This is a genomic window from Hungatella sp. SL.1.14 (genome assembly GCF_024460495.1).
In the GTDB taxonomy this organism is placed as follows: Bacteria; Bacillota; Clostridia; order Lachnospirales; family Lachnospiraceae; genus Hungatella; species Hungatella hathewayi.
The window spans coordinates 25,024-49,666 of the sequence record NZ_JANFYJ010000019.1; the positions used below are offsets into that span (position 1 = coordinate 25,024).

General features: G+C 48.9%; 19 protein-coding genes. All 19 read left to right on the forward strand.

Features of this window, described 5'->3' with window-relative positions:
• Positions 1-123 precede the first annotated feature (123 nt).
• The 19 genes from NE473_RS19435 (at position 124) to NE473_RS19525 (ending at position 24,604) form a co-directional block, all read left to right on the forward strand.
• Positions 124-1,401, forward strand: a complete 1,278-nt coding sequence (locus NE473_RS19435; RefSeq protein ID WP_022031174.1) for a D-alanyl-D-alanine carboxypeptidase family protein — start codon at positions 124-126, stop codon at positions 1,399-1,401.
• Between the two features lie 167 nt (positions 1,402-1,568).
• A complete protein-coding gene (locus NE473_RS19440; RefSeq protein ID WP_055650991.1) occupies positions 1,569-2,417 on the forward strand; it encodes a tyrosine-protein phosphatase in 849 nt (282 codons plus the stop codon).
• A gap of 130 nt (positions 2,418-2,547) precedes the next feature.
• Positions 2,548-3,393 (forward strand): YitT family protein, encoded by an 846-nt coding sequence (locus NE473_RS19445; RefSeq protein ID WP_256265365.1) that lies wholly within the window; start codon positions 2,548-2,550, stop codon positions 3,391-3,393.
• A gap of 144 nt (positions 3,394-3,537) precedes the next feature.
• The gene (locus NE473_RS19450; protein ID WP_006774948.1) at positions 3,538-4,134 is read left to right on the forward strand and encodes a hypothetical protein; all 597 of its coding nucleotides are present in this window, start codon (positions 3,538-3,540) and stop codon (positions 4,132-4,134) included.
• Positions 4,135-4,406: 272 nt separating this feature from the next.
• The gene (locus NE473_RS19455; RefSeq protein ID WP_055650990.1) at positions 4,407-5,861 is read left to right on the forward strand and encodes an acyl-CoA carboxylase subunit beta; all 1,455 of its coding nucleotides are present in this window, start codon (positions 4,407-4,409) and stop codon (positions 5,859-5,861) included.
• Between the two features lie 17 nt (positions 5,862-5,878).
• Positions 5,879-6,649: an OadG family transporter subunit gene (locus NE473_RS19460; RefSeq protein ID WP_055650989.1), complete on the forward strand. Its 771-nt coding sequence runs from the start codon at positions 5,879-5,881 to the stop codon at positions 6,647-6,649.
• 20 nt (positions 6,650-6,669) lie between these two features.
• Positions 6,670-7,047, forward strand: coding sequence for a biotin/lipoyl-containing protein (locus NE473_RS19465; protein WP_055650988.1), 378 nt, complete (start codon positions 6,670-6,672; stop codon positions 7,045-7,047).
• Between the two features lie 48 nt (positions 7,048-7,095).
• A complete protein-coding gene (locus NE473_RS19470) occupies positions 7,096-8,241 on the forward strand; it encodes a sodium ion-translocating decarboxylase subunit beta (protein ID WP_055650987.1) in 1,146 nt (381 codons plus the stop codon).
• Between the two features lie 70 nt (positions 8,242-8,311).
• A complete protein-coding gene (locus NE473_RS19475) occupies positions 8,312-9,724 on the forward strand; it encodes an oxaloacetate decarboxylase subunit alpha (RefSeq protein WP_006774954.1) in 1,413 nt (470 codons plus the stop codon).
• A gap of 195 nt (positions 9,725-9,919) precedes the next feature.
• On the forward strand, positions 9,920-11,509 hold the full coding sequence (locus NE473_RS19480) for a response regulator (protein ID WP_055650986.1): 1,590 nt from the start codon (positions 9,920-9,922) through the stop codon (positions 11,507-11,509).
• On the forward strand, positions 11,502-13,322 hold the full coding sequence (locus tag NE473_RS19485; protein WP_006772995.1) for a cache domain-containing sensor histidine kinase: 1,821 nt from the start codon (positions 11,502-11,504) through the stop codon (positions 13,320-13,322). Before NE473_RS19480 ends, NE473_RS19485 begins: the two co-directional genes overlap by 8 nt.
• 90 nt (positions 13,323-13,412) lie before the next feature.
• Positions 13,413-14,819, forward strand: a complete 1,407-nt coding sequence (locus NE473_RS19490; RefSeq protein WP_055650985.1) for an ABC transporter substrate-binding protein — start codon at positions 13,413-13,415, stop codon at positions 14,817-14,819.
• Between the two features lie 29 nt (positions 14,820-14,848).
• The gene (locus NE473_RS19495) at positions 14,849-15,739 is read left to right on the forward strand and encodes a carbohydrate ABC transporter permease (protein WP_055650984.1); all 891 of its coding nucleotides are present in this window, start codon (positions 14,849-14,851) and stop codon (positions 15,737-15,739) included.
• A gap of 14 nt (positions 15,740-15,753) precedes the next feature.
• Positions 15,754-16,587 carry a carbohydrate ABC transporter permease gene (locus NE473_RS19500; protein WP_006772991.1) on the forward strand — a complete coding sequence of 278 codons (834 nt, stop codon included), beginning with the start codon at positions 15,754-15,756 and terminating at the stop codon, positions 16,585-16,587.
• 12 nt (positions 16,588-16,599) lie between these two features.
• Positions 16,600-18,558: a hypothetical protein gene (locus NE473_RS19505; RefSeq protein WP_055650983.1), complete on the forward strand. Its 1,959-nt coding sequence runs from the start codon at positions 16,600-16,602 to the stop codon at positions 18,556-18,558.
• Positions 18,555-19,967, forward strand: a complete 1,413-nt coding sequence (locus NE473_RS19510) for a sulfatase family protein (protein ID WP_055650982.1) — start codon at positions 18,555-18,557, stop codon at positions 19,965-19,967. Before NE473_RS19505 ends, NE473_RS19510 begins: the two co-directional genes overlap by 4 nt.
• Positions 19,968-20,114: 147 nt before the next feature.
• On the forward strand, positions 20,115-22,181 hold the full coding sequence (locus NE473_RS19515) for an SH3 domain-containing protein (RefSeq protein WP_006772987.1): 2,067 nt from the start codon (positions 20,115-20,117) through the stop codon (positions 22,179-22,181).
• Between the two features lie 20 nt (positions 22,182-22,201).
• A complete protein-coding gene (locus NE473_RS19520; protein ID WP_055650981.1) occupies positions 22,202-24,049 on the forward strand; it encodes a cadherin-like beta sandwich domain-containing protein in 1,848 nt (615 codons plus the stop codon).
• Between the two features lie 168 nt (positions 24,050-24,217).
• Entirely contained in the window at positions 24,218-24,604 is a 387-nt protein-coding gene (locus NE473_RS19525) for a GntR family transcriptional regulator (protein WP_039891423.1), read from the forward strand.
• Positions 24,605-24,643: the final 39 nt, after the last annotated feature.

Sequence of the window (24,643 nt, forward strand, 5' to 3'; positions counted from 1 at the left end):
TCGAATATACGTTCGCAAGTAAAGCGGAAACTTTTGTCCAAACGTAAGGTCGGGACTCTTAACCGGAATAAATAAAAAAAGGAAGGAATAGGATAAAATAAAATCATACAGGGTGGTATGAGGATGAAGCAGGTCATACTATTTTTTCTGTGTCTTTTGCTGTGCACGGGAATATGCGGGAGGACTGCGGCGCAGGCGGAGACGGATGGGCAGGAACAACAAAATCAGAAGGATGAACTGGGGCTGTATGCACAGTCGGCTGTTTTGATGGACGCGAAAACAGGCAGAATCCTGTATGGGAAAAATGAGGGCGTGGCCCGTCCCATGGCAAGTACGACGAAGATTATGACCTGTATCATAGCCCTGGAATATGGAAATCTCTCTGACACCGTGACCGCCTCCCAGAATGCGGCGGCTCAGCCGAAGGTCCATCTGGGCGTGTATAAGGGGCAGACCTTCCGGCTGGAGGATTTGCTCTACAGCCTGATGCTGGAATCTCACAACGACGCGGCCGTAATGATCGCGGAGCATGTGGGCGGAAGCGTGGAGGGCTTCGCGGCCCTGATGAATCAAAAAGCCCGGGATTTGGGATGCAGTGACACGTATTTTATCACCCCCAACGGGCTGGACGCCAGCAGGGAGGAGAACGGCCAGATGAAGGAGCATTCCACTACGGCTGCAGATCTGGCGCGCATCATGAATTACTGCATCGGGATGTCTCCCAAAAAGGAAGAGTTTCTGAAAATCACGGGTACGCAGAGCTATTATTTTACGGATCAGGAGGGGAAGCGGTCCTATAACTGCCAGAACCACAATGCGCTTCTGACGATGATGAGCGGCGCTTTTTCCGGCAAGACAGGTTTTACGGGGGGAGCGGGTTACTCCTATGTGGGGGCGCTGGAGGATGGAGGAAGAGAGTTTACCATTGCGCTTCTGGGCTGCGGCTGGCCGCCGCACAAGACGTATAAATGGTCAGATGCCAGGAAGCTGTTCGGATATGGGATGGAGCATTATCAGTACCGGGAAGTCTACCAGGAGAAGACATTTCCTGAAATACCGGTGGAAAATGGAGTCCCGCGTTCCGGTAATCCGGGCGACCCGGTGGTGGTTCACGCCGGTTTGAATCTGAAGGAGGAAGAGAAGAGCCTGAAGCTTCTTATGGCAGAGGATGAGGAGGTGACCGTATCCGAAGAACTTCCGGATACCCTGGAAGCACCGCTGAAAAAAGGGCAGACGGTGGGAACGGTGACCTACCGCCTGCAGGGAGAGACTGTGAAGACGTTTCCGGTTTATCTGACCGAAGATGTGGAAAAAATCACCTTTCGGTGGTGTCTCGATCATGTGATACAGCTCTTTCGGGCGCCATTTGCATTTGTCAATGAATGTCTGCCTGCTCTGTGAGCAATCATGCTCTCTGCATTGTACAGAAATGGCCCCAAACGCCGTTTGACATCACAGCTTTTGACTGTAAGCGGGGGCTTTCAGGAAACGCGTATTTGTGGTATACTGGGAACACTTGTATCCGATAAATACTGAGGTAGAATGAACGAAAGAAAGAGGCGTACATCATGGAACAGAATGTAAACAGAACAGCAAATCACTGCACAGGAAGGATTCCCCTGGAGGGACTTCCCAATACCAGGGATCTCGGCGGAATCCGGACTATGGAGGGAAAGAAGATTTTACCGGCACGGCTGATTCGGAGCGGGGCGCTCTATGAGGCCACGCCGGCGGACTTGGAAAGGCTGGTGGGAGAGTGGCGTCTGGGGACGGTGGTGGATTTCCGGACAGCCGTGGAGAGAAGCCAGAAACCGGATCCGGACATGGACGGCGTCACCAATATTTTTAATCCGATTCTGAATGAGGAGACGGTGGGAATTACCTTTGAGGATGAAGAGGAGGGAAAGCCGAAGCAGGATGCCATCCTCGGAATGCTGGAACACGCCTCTTCTCTGGGCGGAGATCCGGAGCTCTATGTGGATAAGCTTTATGAAAATCTCGTTGTGGATGAACATGCATCGTCATATTACGGCCGCTTTTTCGACATCCTTCTGGAGGCGGATGACCGTGCGGTACTCTGGCACTGTACAGCCGGAAAAGACCGGGTGGGTGTGGGGACAGCCCTGCTGTTATCCGCCCTTTCCGTAGACCGGGATACGATTATCCGGGATTTTGTCAGAACGAATGAATTTGTGATGGAAAATGCGGAGAAGACCGCGGCTCTGGTGCGGGAGAAGACGAAGGATGCGAGGCTTGCGGAGTGTGTGAAGGTGCTTTTGACGGTATCGGAGGATTATATCCGCCATGCGTTTTCTGCCATGGAGGCGGCCTGCGGTTCCGTGGAAGCCTATCTGTATGAGCGGATCGGTTTAAATGAGCGGAAGCGGGCGGAACTGAAACGGAAGTTTCTATTGTAACAGGCTGTCAGGAACTGTAACCAGGAAAGAGAAAATGAATCGAAATCTTAACGGCGGGGGTTTTAAGAAACCGGGGATTATGCTATACTGGGAGGCGTGTTATTTACCGATGAAAGGATGACAGATCTGTATGAATATGAAAAAAATTATAACCGTGCTGGTAGGAAACACGCTGTATGCACTGGCTGTATCCCTCTTTATCCTTCCAAACGGCCTTATTACCGGGGGGACGACGGGACTTGCGCTGGTGGCCCAGTATAAACTTGGAATTCCCATTGCGGCGTTTGTGGGTGTCTTTAACGTGGTGATGTTTGTGGCGGGCGCGGCGGTTCTCGGCAAAGCGTTTGCCTTTACGACGATCATCAGCACGTTTTACTATCCGTTTATTCTCGGCGTTTTTGAAGGGCTGTTCGGCACCGCTCCCATCACCGGGGACACGATGCTGGCGACTGTCTTTGCCGGTCTCTTTATCGGCGCCGGAATCGGTATGGTAATCCGGGCGGGAGCATCGACCGGAGGCATGGATATCCCGCCGCTGATTCTCAATAAAAAATTCCGGCTTCCGGTCTCCATGACGATGTCGGTGTTTGACTGCCTGATCCTGCTGACCCAGATGGTATTCGCGGGTAAGGAGAAGATCCTGTACGGAATTCTGCTGGTACTTCTTTACACCATGGTGCTGGATAAGGTACTGATGATCGGCCAGAACCAGATGCAGGTTAAGATTATCAGTGAACAGTGTGAAATCATCAGTGAGGCCATCCAGAACAGGATGGACCGCGGGACAACGCTGCTTCTGATTGAAGGGGGCCATTTGAGAAAGGCTTCCTATGCAGTGCTTACGGTCATCTCGGGCAGGGAGCTGTCGAAGCTGAATGAACTCGTCATGGGACTGGACTCCAATGCATTTATGATTATCAACCAGGTCAGCGAAGTGCGGGGCCGTGGATTTACGCTTCACAAGGAGTATAAATAGGGCCGCAGCGCGCTCCAAACTGTGAAGGAGCCGGAGAGAATCTTACAGAAAGCTGACTAACATTTACAGTTTTGGAAACTCTATTGACTTCCTGTTCTGCGTGGTATATACTTTGCCCGAAGCGCAGAAAGGAAGTGTGCACTTATGGCGGGAAGAGGAAAGCTTATGGCCGTTCTGCTGGCTGTTATCACGGTGCTGGCGTTGGGCGGCTGTTTTAAGAAAAGTATGTCACCCGGAGCGGGAGCTGCGGAGACGACAGCGGCAAATGCCACAGAGGCTGTGAGAGAAGAGGCTGCGCCGCTTCACACGGAGACAGAAAAAGAGGACGAGACGGCTCCGGCGGCTGAGGAGAACGAGGAGCGCGCGGCAGACGGTCCGGGTGCGGATGCGGAAGACGCGGCTGAATCGGGGGCCGGAGTTCAGGATATTGAGGCCTTTGCGGAGAGGATTCAGGAAGCAGTGGCGGACAGGGATATGGAAGCGTTGGCAGATCTCTCGGCATTTCCGCTGAATCTGGAGACCGCAGACGGAGAGAAGATGACATTTGAAGACCGGGACGAGTTTTTAAAGCAGAATCCGGACCTGATCTTCGGAGACGACTTAATGGTGGCGATTGCCGGAGTGGACACAGCGACTCTGGAGGCGAATGCGGACGGTGTGACGATGGGAGAGGAAAATCCCCATATCCGTTATAAGAAAACAGAGGATGGAACGTTTGGCATCACGGATATCCGGGAGTAGCGTAGGCAATAGTTACAAATTAAACAATCAAAACTTGTGTATTTCGCCGGAAGTAAAGAAAGATTGTGAAATAATGCTGACAAGTTCTTGGGACTGCAGGACGTGGATTATGAAAAATCCATAGAATGCAGTTCTTTTTTTTCCAAAAAAACCTTGAAATTTGTCATAATTAATTATACAATTATAATCGGCAGAAATTGGTGTTATTCTACGGATCTTTGTTAATTGCTTAACAGAGTCCGTACAAATATTACAAAATGGAGGATTGCAAAATGAGTAATTCAGCACAGACATCAGCAAGCAACAGAATCAATGCCTTGCTTGATGAGAACAGTTTTGTTGAAGTCGGCGCCTATATTACGGCCAGAAACACAGACTTCAACATGACATCAAGGGAAACCCCTGCTGACGGTGTTGTTACCGGTTACGGTACCATCGAAGGATGCCTTGTGTATGTGTACAGCCAGGACGCTTCCGTACTGGGCGGTTCCATCGGCGAAATGCATGCAAAAAAAATCGTTAATCTTTATGCGGCGGCCATGAAGACGGGCGCTCCCGTCATTGGTCTGATCGACTGCGCAGGCTTAAGACTTCAGGAAGCTACCGATGCCCTGGATGGATTCGGCCAGCTTTATTTAAGCCAGACCATGGCTTCCGGTGTGATTCCCCAGATCAGCGCGGTATTCGGAACCTGCGGCGGCGGTATGGCGGTATCTGCAGCTATGGCTGATTTCACATTTGTGGAGAACAGGAACGGAAAGGTGTTTGTGAATTCCCCGAACGCACTGGCTGGCAACTATACCGGCAAATGCGATACGTCGTCCGCTGATTTCCAGAGTAAGGAAACCGGACTGGCGGATTTCACAGGCGATGAGGCGGAGATCTTAAACGGTATCAGAACCCTGGTTACCATCCTCCCGGCCAACAACGAAGATGACATGTCTTATGACGAGTGTAACGATGATTTAAACCGTGTGTGCTCCGACCTTGCAAACTATGTGGGAGACACGGCGATCGCGCTGACTCAGATTTCTGATGATAATTTCTTTATGGAAGTAAAAAAGGATTACGCACCTTCCATGGTAACCGGATTCATCCGTTTGAACGGAACGACGGTGGGCTGTGTTGCCAACCGCACGGAATCCTACGATGAGAGCGGCTTGAAGACTGCTGAGTACGATGCGGTTTTAACCTCTCAGGGCTGCACCAAAGCGGCTGAATTCGTGGAGTTCTGCGATGCATTTAATATCCCGGTGCTTACCCTTGTCAATGTAAAAGGATATAAGGCCAGCAAGTGCACAGAGAGAAAGATCGCCAAAGCGGCGGCCGGACTGACATATGCATTTGCCAATGCGACCGTTCCGAAGGTAACGGTTGTTATCGGACAGGCATTCGGAACCGCTTATTTAACGATGAACAGCAAGTCAATCGGTGCTGATATGGTTTATGCATGGCCGGATGCTTCCATCGGTATGATGGATGCAAAGGAAGCAGCGAAGATTATGTATGCGGATGAGATCGGCAAGGCGGATGACAGCGTTTCCTTCATCAATGAGAAGGCGGAAAGCTATCAGGCGCTGCAGTCCAGTGCACTGGCTGCTGCAAAGAGAGGCTATGTTGATGATATCATCGATGCAAGCGAGACTAGAGCCCGCGTGATTGCTGCATTTGAGATGTTATTCACGAAGAGAGAGGATCGTCCGGATAAAAAACATGGCACGGTCTAGAATGAGGTGACAGGTATATGAAACTGAATATGAAACGAGTAGCATTAGGACTTTGCATGGCAGCCTGTCTCTTTTCATTATCTGCTTGCAGCAAGGCTGACAGCGCTTCCACAGAGGTCGATGTCAACATTCAGGCTCAGTTAAGCCAGATGGCTTCCGGATATTTAAACTCTTACGTGAACATTCCGGATGATCAGCTGGATGAAGTGAGAAACCAGACTGCAAAGCAGAGCGAAGCTCTTGCCGAGGGCGTGGACTCCTGGAAGAACGTCAAGCATGATCTTGGCGCTATGATATCCGTTGAGGACACGGCAGAGGTAGAGGAGATTGACAGCGGCTACAGCGCAACAGTCCATGCGGTTTTTGAGAAGAGAGAGATGGACTTCGGCATCACGACTGACAGGGAAGGGGCGATTACCAGCGTTTCCTTCGTTCCGGAGTACACATTAGGCGAAAATATGGAACAGGCCGCCATGAATATGCTCATGGGTATGGGAACCGTATTTCTTGTCCTGATCTTTATCAGTTTCCTCATCAGCTGCTTCAAATACATCAACCGTTTTGAAGAGAAGATGAAGAACAGAGGAAAGAAAGAAGAACCGGCGCCATTGCCGGCTGCGGAACCGGAACCGGCAGTTGTTCAGGCAGAGGAAGAAAACCTGGCCGATGATCTGGAACTGGTAGCAGTCATTACAGCTGCGATAGCAGCATCTACAGGAACGAGCCCAAGCGGTCTTGTCGTACGCTCCATCAGACGTGCACCGGCGGGAAAATGGAAAAAAGCATAATAATCAGGAGGATTATCATCATGAAGAATTATACAATTACAGTTAATGGTAATGTTTATGACGTAACCGTAGAAGAAGGAACCGGAAGCGCGGCACCGGCAGCAGCACCAAAGGCAGCTCCTGCGGCGGCACCGAAGGCAGCTCCGGCAGCACCGAAGGCAGCAGCACCGGCCGGAGCAGCCGGATCCGTAAAGGTAGCGGCTCCGATGCCAGGCAAGATCTTAGGCGTTAAGGCAAATCCTGGACAGGCTGTTAAGAAGGGCGATGTAATCGTTATTCTTGAAGCCATGAAGATGGAAAATGAAATCGTAGCTCCTCAGGATGGAACAATTGCAGGCATTAATGTAGCAACCGGCGATTCCGTAGAAGCAGGTCAGACACTGGCTACATTAAACTAAGGCAGAGCTTCCGCCAGATAGAGGCGGATTCCATATGGAGGGATTAACATGGATATATTTAGCACATTGAACAATCTTCTTCATCAAACAGCATTCTTTAATATGACAGGCGGCAATCTGCTCATGATTCTGGTTGCATTCGTATTCTTGTATCTTGCGATCAGACATGGATTTGAACCGTTGCTGCTGATTCCTATTTCATTCGGAATGCTGCTTGTTAATATCTACCCGGATATTATGAAGGAAATTGGTGCAGATGGTTCCGGCGGCGGACTTCTGCAGTACTTCTTTAAACTGGACGAATGGAGCATCCTGCCTCCGCTTATCTTCATGGGCGTCGGCGCGATGACGGATTTCGCTCCTTTAATTGCCAATCCGAAGAGTTTCTTACTCGGTGCGGCTGCACAGTTTGGTATTTACAGCGCCTACTTCCTGGCAATTCTGTTGGGATTCAATGGAAAAGCGGCTGCTGCTATCTCCATCATCGGTGGTGCTGACGGCCCTACTTCCATCTTCCTTGCGAGCAAGCTGGGACAGACTGCATTGATGGGACCGATCGCTGTGGCGGCTTATTCCTACATGGCCCTCGTTCCGATCATTCAGCCACCGGTTATGAAGCTGCTTACTACCGAGAAGGAGCGTAAGATCAAGATGGAACAGCTGCGTCCTGTTTCCAAGCTTGAGAGAATCTTATTCCCGATCATCGTAACGGTAGTTGTTTGTATGATCCTCCCGACTACAGCACCACTCGTTGGTATGCTGATGTTAGGCAACTTATTCAGAGAGAGCGGCGTTGTGAAGCAGCTGGCAGAGACAGCGAGCAACGCGTTAATGTACATCGTAGTTATCCTGCTGGGAACGTCTGTAGGCGCAACCACGAGTGCAGAAGCATTCTTAAACTTGAACACATTAAAGATCGTATTCCTTGGTCTTGCAGCATTTATCGTTGGTACGGCGGCCGGTGTGCTGTTCGGAAAGCTGATGTGTGTGCTGACTCACGGAAAAGTAAATCCGCTGATCGGTTCTGCCGGTGTATCCGCAGTTCCCATGGCGGCACGTGTATCCCAGAAGGTCGGTGCTGAGGCAGATCCTACCAACTTCCTGCTGATGCATGCGATGGGCCCGAACGTGGCAGGCGTTATCGGTACCGCGGTAGCGGCCGGTACCTTCATGGCTATCTTCGGAGTGAAATAAAGATTTTTCATGTATCGCACCCGGCGGCCGGACACCGCCCGCCGAGTGCCCATAACAAGGAGGTAAAATAATGGCAGAAATAGAGAAAAAGCCGGTTAAGATTGTAGAGACCGTCCTTCGTGACGCTCACCAGTCTTTGCTTGCTACGAGAATGACAACCGAGCAGATGCTTCCGATTGTCGATAAGATGGATAAAGTCGGCTATTACGCGGTAGAGTGCTGGGGCGGCGCTACCTTTGACGCGTGCCTTCGTTTCTTAAAGGAAGATCCGTGGATCAGACTTCGTAAGCTGAGAGACGGCTTCAAGAACACGAAACTGCAGATGCTGTTCCGTGGACAGAACATTCTGGGCTACAATCACTACGCAGACGACGTGGTAGAGTACTTCGTTCAGAAGTCTTTATCAAACGGTATCGATATTATCCGTATTTTCGACTGTTTAAATGATATCCGCAACTTACAGACCGCTGTAAAAGCCTGCAACAAAGAGAAGGGCCATGCACAGGTTGCGCTCTGCTACACGCTGGGCGATGCTTATACACTGGATTACTGGAAAGATATTGCCAAGAGAATTGAGGACATGGGCGCTGATTCCATCTGTATCAAGGATATGGCCGGTCTTCTGACACCTTATAAGGCAGACGAGCTGGTACGCGCATTAAAGGAATCCACTGCGCTTCCGATCGATCTTCACACCCACTACACCTCCGGTGTCGCTTCCATGACCTACTTAAAGGCGGTAGAAGCAGGCTGCGATATCATCGATACCGCAATGTCACCTCTGGCACTGGGAACCAGCCAGCCGGCTACCGAGGTTATGGTTGAGACCTTCCGCGGAACACCGTATGACACCGGTTATGATCAGAACTTACTGGCAGAAATCGCCGACCACTTCCAGCCGATCCGTGAGGAAGCGCTTAAGAGCGGCCGTTTAAACCCGAAGGTTCTGGGTGTCAATATCAAGACCTTACAGTATCAGGTACCTGGCGGCATGCTTTCCAACCTGGTAAGCCAGTTAAAGGAAGCAGGACAGGAAGACAAATACAGACAGGTTCTGGAGGAAGTCCCGAGAGTAAGAAAAGACTTCGGCGAGCCGCCGCTTGTTACTCCGTCCTCTCAGATCGTAGGTACTCAGGCCGTATTAAATGTAATCAGCGGCGAACGCTACAAGATGGTAACAAAAGAGTCCAAGAAGATCCTTATGGGCGAGTTCGGACAGACGGTTAAACCGTTCAATGCGGAAGTCCAGAAGAAGATCATCGGTGACGAGACACCGATCACCTGCCGTCCGGCAGACTTAATTGCTCCGCAGCTTCCTCAGTTTGAGAAGGAATGCGCGCAGTGGAAGCAGCAGGATGAGGATGTGTTATCCTACGCGCTGTTCCCGGCTGTAGCGAAGGAATTCTTCGAGTACAGAGCAGCCCAGCAGACCGGTGTGGATTCTGCAGTGGCGGATAAGGGAAGCAAGGCTTATCCGGTATAATGTAAAATAGAAAAGGATTGTGTTTTTAATCGTTCTGATTAAGAACACAGTCCTTTTAAAAATTACCGGTTCAGACACAGGACAGAGAGATTGACAGGAAATGATGACCCGCACGCACTGCGTACGAGTCATTGCAGTGATGAGAAGGCGGGGGTGCGTATCCCGCCTTTTCTATAAAATGGAGAAGGAATAATAATGTACAGATTGATTATTGTGGATGATGAATGGGAAGCCCTTAAGGGGATGAGGGATACTCTGCCATGGGAACAATGGGGATTTGAAGTAACGGGAGCAGCATCGAGTGGAGAAGAAGCCTGGACGCTCGTCGAGGCTGACATTCCGGATGTGCTGCTGACAGATATTCGGATGGATGAAATGAGCGGAATTCAGCTGATCGACCGTGTCCATCAGAAGTATCCGGAGATACGGTCCGTGATTATTAGTGGATACAGTGATATTGAATATTACAGAAAGGCATTGGAATATAAGGTCTTTGATTACATATTAAAACCGTCACGCGAGGAAGACTTTTCGAAGATTTTCAGTAATCTGAGGGCTCTTCTGGATCAGGAACGGAGCAAGGAAGAACAGTACCATTATTTTAAGGAACACTGGAACAAAAACAGAGAAGCGCTGCTGGAAAGTTTTTTCTGTGATCTGGCCGAGGGGGCATACCGGGAGACCGGGGCGATTGAGGAGAAGGCGTCTGAGTACGGTATCTCACTGCCGCGAAATGCGTATGTGGTGGAAATCGGCTGGCGCAGAGATAATGCTGAGGAAAATGATAAGGACAGAATGAAGATAAGAAGCTGTGTGCAGAAGTATTTTCGAAGCAGCGATGGTTTTGTCTTTGTGAATAAAAGACAACTGATAACTGTGATTGTATCCGGCACTCTGGGGGAGGCACAGCTGGAGAGAAAAATTCGGGAATTGATGAGAGAAGTGTGGGCTGAGTGGGGGATCGGTCTCTGCTTCGGAATCAGTTCCATGACTGACATTACAGAGACGGCAGAGGGAATGAAGGAAGCAGATATTGCACTGCATCAGATGATTTTTGTGGAATCAGAACAGATATTCAGCTATCAGGATCTTATTTTTGATGAGGACTGTACGGTGGTTCAGTTTCCGGCGGAGCCGGTGATCAATGGAGTTTTCCTAAATGGGGAAGCAGACTGGGAGAGGGAACTGGAACGCTTTTTCAGTTATTTTAAGAGAAAGTACATCTACGATTACCGTCATCTGGATTTTTTATGTATCCAGATGTATCTGGAGCTTCTCCGCTATGCGGATAAGCGGGGAATTCCTGTGTTGGAGACGTGTTCCAGGGCTGAATTTGCAGAAGAACTGGCGGATATATATACCCTGAGCGGAAAACAGGCGCTTATGACTGCAAAAATAAGCCAGATGGCTAAATCAGTCACGGGAACGGAGGTAAAGTCAAGGCTGGTACGGGATATTGAACAGATTATCAGAGAGGATTATTCCAGTTTTAATATGTCATTGAACTATATCGCGGAAAAAACCGGGCGGACGGTGAATTATTTGTCAGCTGTATATAAGAATGAGACCGGTAAAAATATTAATGATGAGATCGTGCGATGCCGTATGGAAAAGGCAAAACGTCTGGTGGGAGAAGGGCAGATGAAGATGTACCGTATCGCAGAGTCTATCGGATATACGGACAGTTCATATTTTGCCAAGCTTTTTAAACGTTATACGGGACTCAGTCCTGCAGGTTACAGGGAGACTGTTGCCAGGCAGAAAGAGGAGAAGCTCTATGATTAGGAAATGGACGCTGAAACGTAATCTTGTCGTAGTAAATGTCATTCTACTGACGGTCGCTTTGCTGTACAGTTCCATTATGCTGATCCGTTACAGTGGTGAGGTATCCATGAAGAATCTGATTAACAGCTCTTATGACATGCTGACCTATGTATGCAGAAGCGTAGATGATTTTATTACGACTGAGGTAAAGATCAGTACGGAGGTCATGCAGAGCGATTCGGATTTAAAAGAGCATCTGGAACAAAAACCGGAGGATTATGAAAACCAGCATGAAAAACTGGTTGATATCTATCTGATGAACCGTTATTTAACCCGAAGAAATTCATATTCCAGAGTGAGCGGGGTTCTGGCAGGAATTATCAATAAGAATGGAGTGGTCTACAATCTCCAGTATCCCATGGATATGGCAGAAGAAGCGGAAGCATTTGCTGAGTCGCTGATGAAAGATAAGAAGCGTCTGGAATACGGCTATGACTGGTATCCTCTCCAGAAGAACTGCTTTGCGCCTGAAACGGGAAATCTTCGGAATGACAGCATGATTCCTGTGCTCAAAAATCTTTTACTGGATGGCGGCGGATATCAGGGAACTCTGATTTACAGTCTCAGCGAGGAACAGATATACGAACAATACAAAAAGTCTAAGCTTTTGGAAGAAGGATATCTGTATATTGTCGACAGAGAAGGACGGTTAATCTCTCACAGTGATGAATCCATGCTTCTCCATCCGGAGGAAGTTGTAAACCTGGCATATACAAAGAAAGCGATGGAAGGCACTGGAAACTATTTTATTGAAAACAGGGAAGTGGTAATGTCACAACGTCTCAATGACGGTAATTGGACAGCGATAGCAGTAATTCCACTGAATAATATGATTGGTGAAGTAATCGGGATCTATAAGAGGTTTATCTTTGTGATTGCCGTCATTCTGATTATCTCTGTATCGGTATCGGTTTTGCTGTCGAGAGAGGCCATAAAGCCTCTGGAAACCATGATTGCATCCATGGAAAGAGTGGAAAACGGTGACTTTTCTGTTCGGGTGGAAGAGAAGGGGCCCTACGACATTGCGCGGCTGATTCATCATTACAATACCATGCTGGAAAATACTGAGCGATATATCAGAGAAGAGTATCAGATAAAGCGTATGAAAAAAGCTGCTGAGCTGGACGCACTTGTGGCACAGATTAATCCTCATTTTCTTTATAATACACTGGAATCCATTGTGTGGCAGGCGAGAGCTGCCGGTGCATATAAAATCAGCGATATGGCCTATTCTCTGGGAAAAATGTTTAATATTATGGTGAATAAGGGACACAGCATGCTGACTGTGGAAAAGGAGCTGGAGCATGTAAAACTCTATGTACATCTTCAAAATAACCGCTATAACGACAGATTTGACTTAAAAATCGATCTGGATGATGAGGATCTGCTGCAGTTGCGTACTTTAAAGCTGATTCTTCAGCCGATTGTTGAGAACATCATTCTTCATGGTTTTACGAAAGAACAGGAGGACTGTACGATTCGCATCGGAGTTTATATCAGCCATGGCATGTTGGTATACGACGTGGAGGATAATGGGATCGGTATTTCAAAGGACGAACTGGACAGCATCCGGGAAAGTCTGAAGGAACAGAATGTAATTGAATATGATGAACAGAACGCAAAACTCAGAAGGAACAGCGGAAGAGGGATCGGCCTTCAGAATGTCCATCAGCGAATCGGCCTTTATTATGGAAATCAGTATGGTCTGGAGATATTCAGCAGAGAAGGGGAGGGGACGGAAGTAATCATCCGAATACCGACGGGAAAATCGTAAAAATCTACCGGAAATCGTAGTTCTTTTTTATGGCTGCAGTCCTGACCCAATGCTATACTTGAGCCATAAAGAAAGAGAGGGGTAACTACCATGAAGAAAAGATTGAGTATTGTATTGGCGTTTGCCATGGCTGTTTCCATGATGGGCGGCTGCAAGGGGGCAGATACGGCACAGAGTGCATCCGGTCAGACTTCCGCAACAAAGGAAGGGGGAACAAAAGCGTCTGAGAACAGGGAAACGGAAAAAGAACAGCAGGCCAGTGAGCAGCCGGGGGAAAAAGTTCACTTAAAATGGGCGGTGAAAGCCAGTGAGGCTGGACGTGCGGAATTTGAAGAGATGGCGGCCATGGCGGAAGAAGCCTGCAATGTGGATATAGAGATTATTGCTCTTCCCGATCCGGGGGCGGGAGAAGCGAATAAGCTTCTGATCAGCCTGATGGCAGGAGACGAGTTTGATATCGTAGAGGATGCCTATTCTAATATGAAGCAGTTTTATGAGGCCGGAGTGATCGAGGAACTGGGCCCCCTGGCGGAAGCAGCAGGATATGATGTGGAAAAGATTTTCGGTGATTATCCGGCGGCATTTGACGGGAAAATCTATGGGCTTCCAGCTTATGTGGATAAAGCGATTACAATCTACAATAAAGACGTGTTTGATCAGGCAGGTGTGTCTTATCCGGAGGCAGACGATTGGACATGGGAGAAATTCATTGAAATCGGAAAGAAGCTGACAGATGAAAAGGCCGGGATCTATGGTGCGTACAACCCGGACTGGGTTCATTATAATTATATGTATGCCATGCAGAAGGGGTTCAGCCATTATAAAGAGGATGGTTCCTCCAATTATGATGATCCGCTGTTTAAAGAGAGTGTGAAATGGTATTACGATCTGGGAAATACTGAAAAAATTCAGCCTTCCTATCTGGTACAAAAGAGCAAACAGATGCCGGTAGATTATTTTACCACAGGCAGGGTAGGTATGAGTGTCTGCGGCGGCTGGACAACGAACTGGATTATTGATAAAGAAAAATATCCGAGAGACTGGAAAGCAGGAGTACTGCCCATGCCTCATCCGGAGGGAGAAGATCCATCTGTCAGTGTTGTAGTAAGTAATGTATGGATTCCTGCCACATCAAAGAATAAGGAGAAGGCATTTGACGTGGTGAAACTGTTTGCGGAAAAACAGTATACACTGGGATATGGACGTATTCCGGCCAGAATTGATCTGACTGACGATGAAATTCAGGATTATATCAGAGACCAGATTTTGCCGGCATTGGAACCGGATGGAATTACAGTAGAAGACATCCAGGCCATGTGGTTTGATCCGGATGTAAATATTTTTGATGAAAAACCGGTAGGAACAGCGAGTACGGAGATCAAGAATATCATTGTCGATGAGTGCGGACTTTATGGAATCGGTGAGCAGTCGCTGGATGATACCGTGGCACATATCAAGACAAAAGCGGACGCGGCTATTGAAACCGCCAGCAAGTAAAAGAATAGAGTGGAAAGGGATGATAATACGTGACTTCTTCCTTACGTAAAAAAGAGGCGCGCATTGCATGGCTGTTTATTACGCCATACTTGATTGGATTTACCTTGTTTCATTTTCTGCCTGTTCTGCTGTCCGCGGTGCTCAGCCTTACTGACATGAGATACATCAGTATGATTGACAAGACACATTTTATTGGACTGGGCAACTACTTTGAGATGAGCCGGGATCCGGAATTCTGGAACGCATTTTGCAACAGCATCGTTTATTCGATCTGTTTTGTACCGTTTGTCATGGCTGCCGGCCTTCTGCTGGCAGTCCTGGTAAATCAGAAGATTCATTTCCGCAATGGAATACGGGCGATGATTTTCATGCCATACGTATCCAACATGGTAGCAATCGCCATTGTATGGTCTATTCTTTTGGACCCGGTCGATGGAATTGTGAATCAGACCCTGCGTGCATTGGGGGTCAATCAGGCGCCAATGTGGCTGATGGGATCGAAAACGGCTCTTTATTCGGTGGTGATGATCGCTGTGTGGAGAGAAGTGGGGCTACAGTTTGTGACGTATTTAGCTGCTTTGCAGGAGGTCCCGACAGAACTGAAGGAGGCGGCACAGATTGACGGAGCCGGCAGGTTCCAGCAGTTCTTTTACGTAACGCTGCCGCTCATAAGAAACACTACATTTTTGCTGACGATTACCTCTATTATCACTTCGCTTAAGAATTTTACGATCATTCAGGTACTCACTGCCGGAGGTCCGGGGAATTCCACTACGGTACTGCCTCTTAACATTGTGGATACGGCTTTTTCTTCTGCGCGGATGGGATATGCCAGTGCTCAGGCCATGGTTATGTTTGTTCTGGTTATGGGTGTTACTGTTATCCAGTGGGTCGGTAAAAACCGCAGCGAAATATATTAGGAGAGGGTATCGCTATGAAGCAAAATAAAAAAAGGGTTGGAAAGATGGTGATGACGGCGGTTCTCCTGATTTTGGGGGCAGCAAATATATTCCCGTTTATTTTTATGCTGTCCGCTTCTTTCAAACCATTGAACGAAATATTTGTTTATCCGGTGAAGCTGATACCGGAACACTTTATTACAAGCAATTATAAAGAAGTTTTTTCAGCCCAGTACAGCTTTGTACGCTGGTATTTTAATACGTTTGTTATGGTTGGAACCATACTGGTGCTGAAGGTTGGCATAGTTACCCTGACGGCATATGCGTTTGCCAGACTGCGTTTTAAAGGAAGGGATATCCTCTTTGTCGTACTGCTTTCATCCATGATGATTCCGCCGGATGCGGTTATTATACCGAAGTACGTGATCTTTAAAGCGTTTGGGATCACGGACTCCATGTGGAGTATCGTTCTTCCGTCTATCTTTGATGTATTTTTTGTCTTTATGGTACGCCAGTTTTTTCTGGGAATACCGGAGACACTGAGTGAAGCGGCAATTATCGATGGCTGCGGTCACTTGAAAATTTATTCACAGATTGTCCTTCCGCTTGCCAAACCGGCAGTTATTACGATGATTCTTTTTACTTTTATCTGGGCATGGAACGATTATATGGGGCCGTATATATTTATAACCACACCAGCCAAACAGATGCTGTCTGTCGGAATTAAGATGTTCCAGGTGAATAATTCCGTGGATTACGGGCTCCAGATGGCCGCGGCTACGATGGTGCTGATTCCGATTATCGTGATGTTCCTGTTCTCGCAGAGATATTTTATTGAGGGAATCGCGACCAGCGGAATGAAAAATTAGCAGGAGGCCAAAATGAACTATATATTACGCGCAGTGATTCATGAGGATCAATGGGAGCGTCAACTGGAAGATATTGTTTGGGTGTGCCATGAAGCTGGAATTGAAGAGGTTTATTTAAAGGAACAGTGCCATCAGATTCTGATGTCTCCATTTCCCTTGGAAAAGCATCGCAGGATGGCAGAAATCTACGGTAAAATGGCAGAGAGGCTGAAGGAAGAGAAGATTACATACAGCATCAATCTGGCTACCAGTGTGGGGCATGTAGACTGCAGACTGGAAAAGAAAGATATCCTTCCATATAGTAAATTTACAGGGGAAAGCCTTCAACCGGCAGATTCTGTATACTGTATTCTGGATGAAGAATGGCAGAAATATATCGCAGACGTGTGTACCGTTTATGCGCGCACCCATCCTGCTGTTCTGATGGTGGATGACGATTTTCGAAGTCTGAATCATTCGGATGCCTTTGGATGCTTCTGCTCACTCCATGCGCGGGCTGTATCGGAAAAACTGGGGAGAGAGATTGACAGTAGTCAGCTTTTGGAGGCGGTAACACGCAACACAGAGGAAGGAAGAGCGGTGAGAAAAGCCTGGCTGGAAGTGAATTTTGAAGGCCAAAGCAAGGCGGCAGCCAGAATTGAGCAGGCGGTACACAGCGTCGATCCTGCGGTAAGGATTGGATTGATGAACAGTGGGGAGGCAGCCCATGCGCTGCAGGGAAGAGATATGGAATCGCTTCTGCGTACATTTGCAGGAGCAAACAGACCTCTTTCGAGGCCTCTTGGAGGAGCATACTCCGACTGTCTGCATCAGGATCTGATTGCAGTCCATCAGGGAATGGCGCTTAGCATGGCACAGCTTTCATCTGAGGTGGAAATTATCAGCGAAGTGGAAAACTGGCCTCATACGAGATTTACAAAGAGTCTGAACATGACCGGACTGCAGATGAAGCTTCATGTGCTGGCGGGGGCGGACAAAATATCCATGAATGTTTTTGATTTTATGGGGACGCCTTATGTGCAGGAGATGCCCATGGTTGAGCTGATCAGAGACAAGAAGCCGGAACTTCTTAAGATGGACGGGCTGCGCAGGGGAAAAGAGCAGGATGGGCTTGGTGTGTTATGGTATCCAGGGCAGGAAAATCTGCTGGAGACACCAGGAGGACGGCTGGAAGAGCTGGTTTTAAAAAGGGAGTTTGACACACTTTTTCCGCTGCTTGGTATTCCTGTATGTTTCCGGGAGAGGGAAGTAAATCTGCTGTCCGGTGTCAATGCGCTCTGCTGCAGCCGTGAGGAACTTATGAGGCTGTTGGAAAAAGGTCTGATTCTGGATGGAGCAGCGGCCGGGTATTTATGCAGACGCGGGCTGGGAAGATATATCGGGTGTGAAGATGTGGGAGCTGAACTGAGGTCGCCGTCTGCAGAACTTCTGTGCGGAGAAGAATTTCATGGATCATTCTCCGGGAATCTGCTGCCGACTGACTGGATGAGACTGGAATACAAAAAAATCAGAATTCCTCTGTTTCAGTATGATCCCGACTGCGAAGTTCTGACCGTATATGTCGATAAAGACCGGAAGGTCCTGGGACAGGGAATTGTATTGTACGAGAACAGACTGGGGGGAAGAGTCTGCGTGATTCCCGGTTATATAGGGACGTGGCAGTTTGCATACCGGAGCAGAAGCTGGCAGATGATGCGTATCGTGGAATGGCTGTCAAAGGGGACCTTTCCCGTACTTGTGGAAGACAGTCCCAATATTGCGCCTTTCTATTATTCAGACAGAGAGACGGGGGAAGGCCTTCTTGCACTGTTAAATACGGGGCTGGATGTGCAGACGGCATGCCTTCGCAGGAATGCTAACCTATGCATGTATGAAGAAGGTATGGAGGAGAATGCGTACAGTCTGGAACCTCTGGAACTGCGTGTGATCAGAGTTGGGTATGAAAGAAACGAAAAGGAGAATGCGTCATGAAAAGGCCTAATCTGCTTGTCGTATTCGCAGATCAATGGAGAAATACAGCAAGGGGAATTCATGATCCACAGATTGTAACTCCCAATATGGATCAATTTGCTGAGGAGGCATTTAGTACGGATCAGGCTGTCAGCGGCTGCCCGTTGTGTTCACCTTACCGAAGTGAACTGCTTACCGGGCGCCGTGCCGTTCATACAGGAGTCTTTGGAAACTGCATGACCGGATATGATATGTGTCTGTCACCGGATGAATTATGCATCAGCCAGGTTTTAAAGGAGTATGGATACCGGACCGGCTACATTGGAAAATGGCATTTGGACAGTCCTGAACTTAACTCCGTCAGTCATCCGGTGTCTGGAGCGGAAGGCTGGGATGCATATACGCCTCCGGGAAAGATGCGGCATGGGTTCGAGTATTGGCATGCCTATAACGCATGGAACGACCATTTGCAGATGCATTACTGGGAAGACAGCAGTGAAAAAATCTATGCGGATGCCTGGTCACCGGTTCATGAGACGGATAAGGCGCTGGAATTTATGGGAAGTGTGAAGGAGCAGCCTTTTGCCCTGTTCCTTTCCTGGAATCCGCCGCATCCTCCCTTTGAGAAGGTTCCGAAAGAGTATTATAACCGTTACCGTAACTTAGAACCGGATTTACCACCCAATGTCGAAGGGGAACGCTTTGACAATCAGACGGGAGAACCGGGATTCGGGAGCCGCGAGGAACTGGCTGAGGCAGTCCGCTGCTATTATGCGGCGATTACGGGACTGGATGAGCAGTTCGGAAGAATCGTTTCATGGCTGAAGGAGATGGAGCTTTACGATCAGACCATCGTTCTTTTGACTGCTGACCACGGGGAACATCTGGGAGCACATGGGTATGTGGGAAAACATACCTGGTATGAGGAATCCATTAACATCCCTTTCCTGATGAGATATCCGGAAAAACTGCCTGCGGGCCGTAATGATATTTCGGTGGAAACTGTGGATATAGTTCCTACCCTGCTGGGACTCGTGGACATTGCGATACCTCCATCGGCAGAGGGAAGATGTCTGGCAGACTGGATTATGTGCGGTAAAAAGCCGGAAAATGAGGCTGTATACTCTTCTGCCTATATCAGCCGTGACATTTTTTTAGAAGCTTATAAGGAGAAGGGGCTGGATCCAAAAAGAAGCGGCTGGCGCTGTATCAGAACACCGGAATACAAATATGTGATTGAGAAGGGCTATATGCCGGAACAAATACCAAGATTCCTGTTGTTTGACAGAATTGCAGATCCATATGAAATGAGTCCGCTGATATGCAGGTCTCCCTGGGAGCAGCCCGTGATGGCACGGCTGCATAGTCGGTTGATGAAACATATGGAAGAGACTGGGGATCTTGTCGATTGTGTTATCCCAAGAGTTTAAAGATTTTCTTACAAATACTGCCAATTGTGTGAACTTTTCGTGTTGAGGTTGACACATGGCAGTATTTGTCATTATAATTAATTGAATGCGAAATTTACATAAATTAGTATAAATGGAAAAATACTGAGGACATATTGGGAGAGACAGATGAGGAGATATAAAAAAGCTCGTAAGATGGCAGCAATACTGGCCAGTGTCCTGGTGATTGATTCCCTCGTGGGATACGTATCACCGTACATAGAGAGTATGGCATACATGGAGAGGTCGGCGACGGTTAATGCTTCTTCGCTGAACGTGAGGAGCGGTCCTGGTACGACCTATTCTATCGTTACGAAGCTGACCAGCGGGGCGGCGGTAACGGTTATAGATGAGAAGACGGCCTCAGACGGGGCGTTGTGGTATCAGATCCGGGTAAAGGGCTCAGGCGGGACTGAGACGACCGGATACGTTTCAAAGAGTTATTTGAAATTTCCGGTTTCCTACACGAGTGATGCCGATTTTGAAGCGCATTTAAACTCGGAGGGATTTCCGGAAAGTTACAAAGTGAGGCTGCGGGAACTTCATGCACAGTACCCGAAGTGGGTATTCAGGGCTCAGCATACGAACCTGGATTGGAACACGGCTGTGAAGGAGGAGAGCCAGGTGGGGCGAAACCTGGTTCACACCAACAGCATGTCTTCCTGGAAGTCCATCGCGGATGGCGCGTTTAACTGGGACAGCAGCACCTGGTCAGGCTTCGACGGAAGCTCCTGGGTGGCGGCCTCCGAGGATATTGTAAAATATTATATGGATCCGAGAAATTTTCTGGATGAGACCAATGTCTTCCAGTTCCTGACGCATACGTACGACAGCAACAGCCACACCGTGGAGGGGCTTCAGACGATGGTAAAAGGAACCTTTTTATCAGGAACCGCAGCCGGAGGAGGAAGTTCGTCTCCGGGAGGCAGCAGCCCGGGAGGAGGGGATTCTTCCTCCTATGGTCCGGGAGTTTCCGGTGGAGGCCCGGGGGTTAGTCTTCCAAGTACAGGCGGGGGTTCCTCGGGGGCAGGAGGTTCTGATACGATCGAGAGCGCTGCTCCCAGCAAGGGCAATACGCCGGGAGTCAGCCAGGAATCGCCTCACGCCTCCATTACGCCGAACACGCCCCGAGTGCTTATGGAGTACGGCCCGGGCGTCAGTCTGACCGGCCCTTCGGCAGGCGGCAGCGGAAGCGGGACCGTGACACCGAGCGGAAGCACCAACTATGTTGATATTATCATGAACGCCGGAACTCAGTCGGGAGTCAATCCCTATGTGCTGGCCGCCATGATTATCCAGGAACAGAGTTCGAGCGGAACCGGCGGAAGTATTACCGGAACCGAACCGGGATATGAAGGCTATTATAATTTCTTTAATATAGAGGCATATCAGTCGGGCAGTATGTCTGCCGTACAGAGAGGACTATGGTGGGCTTCTCAGTCAGGCAGCTACGAGAGACCATGGAATTCCCCTGAAAAATCAATTTTGGGCGGAGCTCTTTATTATGGTAATAATTACGTAAAAGTTGGACAGGATACATTTTATCTGAAGAAATTCAACGTACAGGGGAATAATCTCTATAAGCACCAGTATATGACTAATATACAGGGCGCGGCTTCTGAGGGCGCAGTCTATGCGAAGGCTTATAACGACGAGATGAAGCAGACTGCTCTGGAGTTTAAGATTCCGGTTTATAACAACATGCCGGATAACGCGTGCAGCCAGCCGACCACAGACGGCAATCCAAATAACAAGCTGTCCTATTTAAGTGTGGATGGATTTGTGATGACGCCAACCTACAACAGAGATACCCTGGAGTATAATTTAATTGTTGATCCTTCCGTTTCCAGTATTACGGTCAATGCCGGTGCAATTGACAGCAGGGCAGCAGTCAGCGGCTCCGGAACAATCCAGCTGCAGAACGGTGAAAACGATGTGCGGATCGCCGTAACGGCTCAGAACGGCAGTGTCAGAGAGTATGTGGTTCACGTGGTCCGTCAGGACAACGGCCCGACGTATTCCTCCTCTGTCGGAGGAAGCACCGGCGGCAGCGGCGGTTCCTCAGCGGGACCGGGCGGCGGAGAGGTCGGACCTGGCGTAAGCAGCGGACCAGGCGTGTCTGAACCGTCTTCCGGCGGCAGCGCGGGAACACCGGGCGGAAGCAATATAACAATCGCCCCGGATGGTTCTAACTAAACGTAAGTAAGGAGATTTCTATGAAAATAAAACTGAAACGACTGATGGCCGGCCTTATGCTGGTCTGCATGCTGACAGTGATGGGACCATGGGGACAGATGGTCTCCTGGGCTGCCAATACGAGAATTGCATTTTCAGACCCCTCGGTTATGGTGGGCAATGAAGTAACAGTAACCATGAAGATCACCAGTGATTCTGCGCTTGGCAAGGCTGACGTCATGGTGGCTTATGATTCGGCCGCACTGGAATTTATCAGCGGTAACGGTGCAAACGGTGGGGCAGGAGCGTTAAAGCTTCAGGATACCACAGATGCCGCCGATCAGAAATCATTCAGCTTTACCTTAAAATTTAAGGCACTGAAGGCAGGAAATACACAGATTTCTGTGACATCCCAGGAGATTTATGATGCGGATTCCCAGATTGTAACGGTGGATCAGCAGGGTAGTTCTACTGTGAAAGTAACTTCCCCGGCTACCTCCTCAAAGGATGCCGCGCTCAAGTCCTTAAAGATATCGCCAGGTGAGCTTTCACCGGAGTTTTCACCGGAGGTGGAAAACTATACGGCTTCCGTGGATGGAAACACCGTAGACTTAGTAGTGAACGCGGTGGCGGCCAACGCGGGCGCCAGTGTCAGGCTGCAGGGCGACAAGGGCTTAAAGGCCGGAGAAAATCAGGTAGTGGTTAATGTAACGGCAGAGGACGGAGAGACCGTTAAGAACTATACCATTGCTGTGACGAAGGCGGAAGGCGGAGAGACGGCACCGGGCGGAAGCATCGGGGCAGATGTGTCCGCGGAATTCGGTGACGCCGCTGTTACGGTGAACGGCACGGAATATAAGGTGGCGGCTTCCTTCGACGAGTCGGCATTGCCGGAGGGCTTTGAAGCAGGCACGTATGATTATAAGGGAACCGAAGTGATGGCCGGAAAAGGTCTGGAAAAAGATTTAACGCTCCTGTATCTCCAGGATGCGGGCGGAAACGGCGGCTTCTACATCTATAATGCGGAGGCGGATTCCTGGTCACAGTTCGTCTCAGTGGAGACAAGCTCCAAGGCGATCGTAATCGTGCCGCTCGATGCGGGGGTAACGGTTCCGGAGGGCTTTGAAGAACGTCAGATTGATATCGACGGAGTCCGTGTAACGGGCTGGATCCCGAAGTCCGAAGGCGATCCGCAGTACTGCCTGTTCTATGCGATGAACTGGAATGGAGAAAAGAACTTCTATCGGTATGATCTGACAGAAAAGACGATCCAGCGGTACTATGCTTCCGGCGTATCCATGGATTCCTATAACAAGATGAAAGAGGATTACAACAGCCTCGTCCGTGATTATAACCTGCAGCGGTATATCCTGATTGGTGTGGGCGTGCTGGCATTTATCCTTCTGATCGCGATTCTGATCCTTTTAAAACGGGGTGGAAATGGTTCGGACAGAGGGTTCCGGGAGGAACGGCGTGGAAGAACTGAGGAGCCCGAAGGCTTCTTTACAGAGCCGGACAGCCAGGCGGGCCGTGTGCGCCGCTATACCCGTGATGAGTTTGAAGGGGAGGGAGAAGCACCTCTTCAGATACAGGAAGAACCGGAAGAGGATGATTTTGAGATGGAAGACAGTCTCGATGATATGGAGAAGAAACTGTCCGCCCGTCTTGCAAAAGAGGCAGAGAGGGACGCAGCTGCACCGCAGAGAACCATAAGAGAGCAGACAATGGCTGCACCACGGCCAAACCCACGGAATGCAGCTCAGGCAATGAGAGGCCAGGAGGGCAGACCACAACCGTCCAGACCACAACCGTCCAAACCGGATCGTGCAGTGAGATATCCGGAGATGGAAGACGATGATGATTTTGAATTTATGGATCTTGATGATTAAAAGAGAAAACGAATGATGGACAGGACTGCTTCTGAAACAGGAAGCGGTCCTGTTGCTGTTTTTTTGGTTCTTTTTAGGGAATGTCCGATGTAAATATATTACATATTGAAAAAAGAATTCTTGTGTGCTATTATGTGTATAACAGATATAACGAAAGATGGTGAGAATATGATATTGCAAATCGATTTTAACAGTGATGAGGCAATTTATATCCAGCTTCGGAATCAGATCATTATTGGAATTGCCACGGAGACGATTAAAGAAGGGGATCCTCTGCCCTCCGTGCGCCAGATGGCTGATAATATAGGAATTAATATGCACACGGTAAATAAAGCGTACTCTGTCTTAAAACAGGAAGGCTTTGTTAAACTGGACCGCCGCAAGGGGGCGGTCGTGTCCCTGGATGTGGATAAGATGCGCGTTCTGGACGAGATGAGGAGAGACTTAAGCGTCGTGCTGGCCCGTGGCATCTGCAAGAATGTTACCTGTGACGAGGTGCACCAGCTTGTAGATGAGATATACATGCTGTTTTCCAGAGGCCAGAAGGAGGAGTAGCTATTGTTGGCAGCTTCAGGCAGGGAGCAGACTGTAACG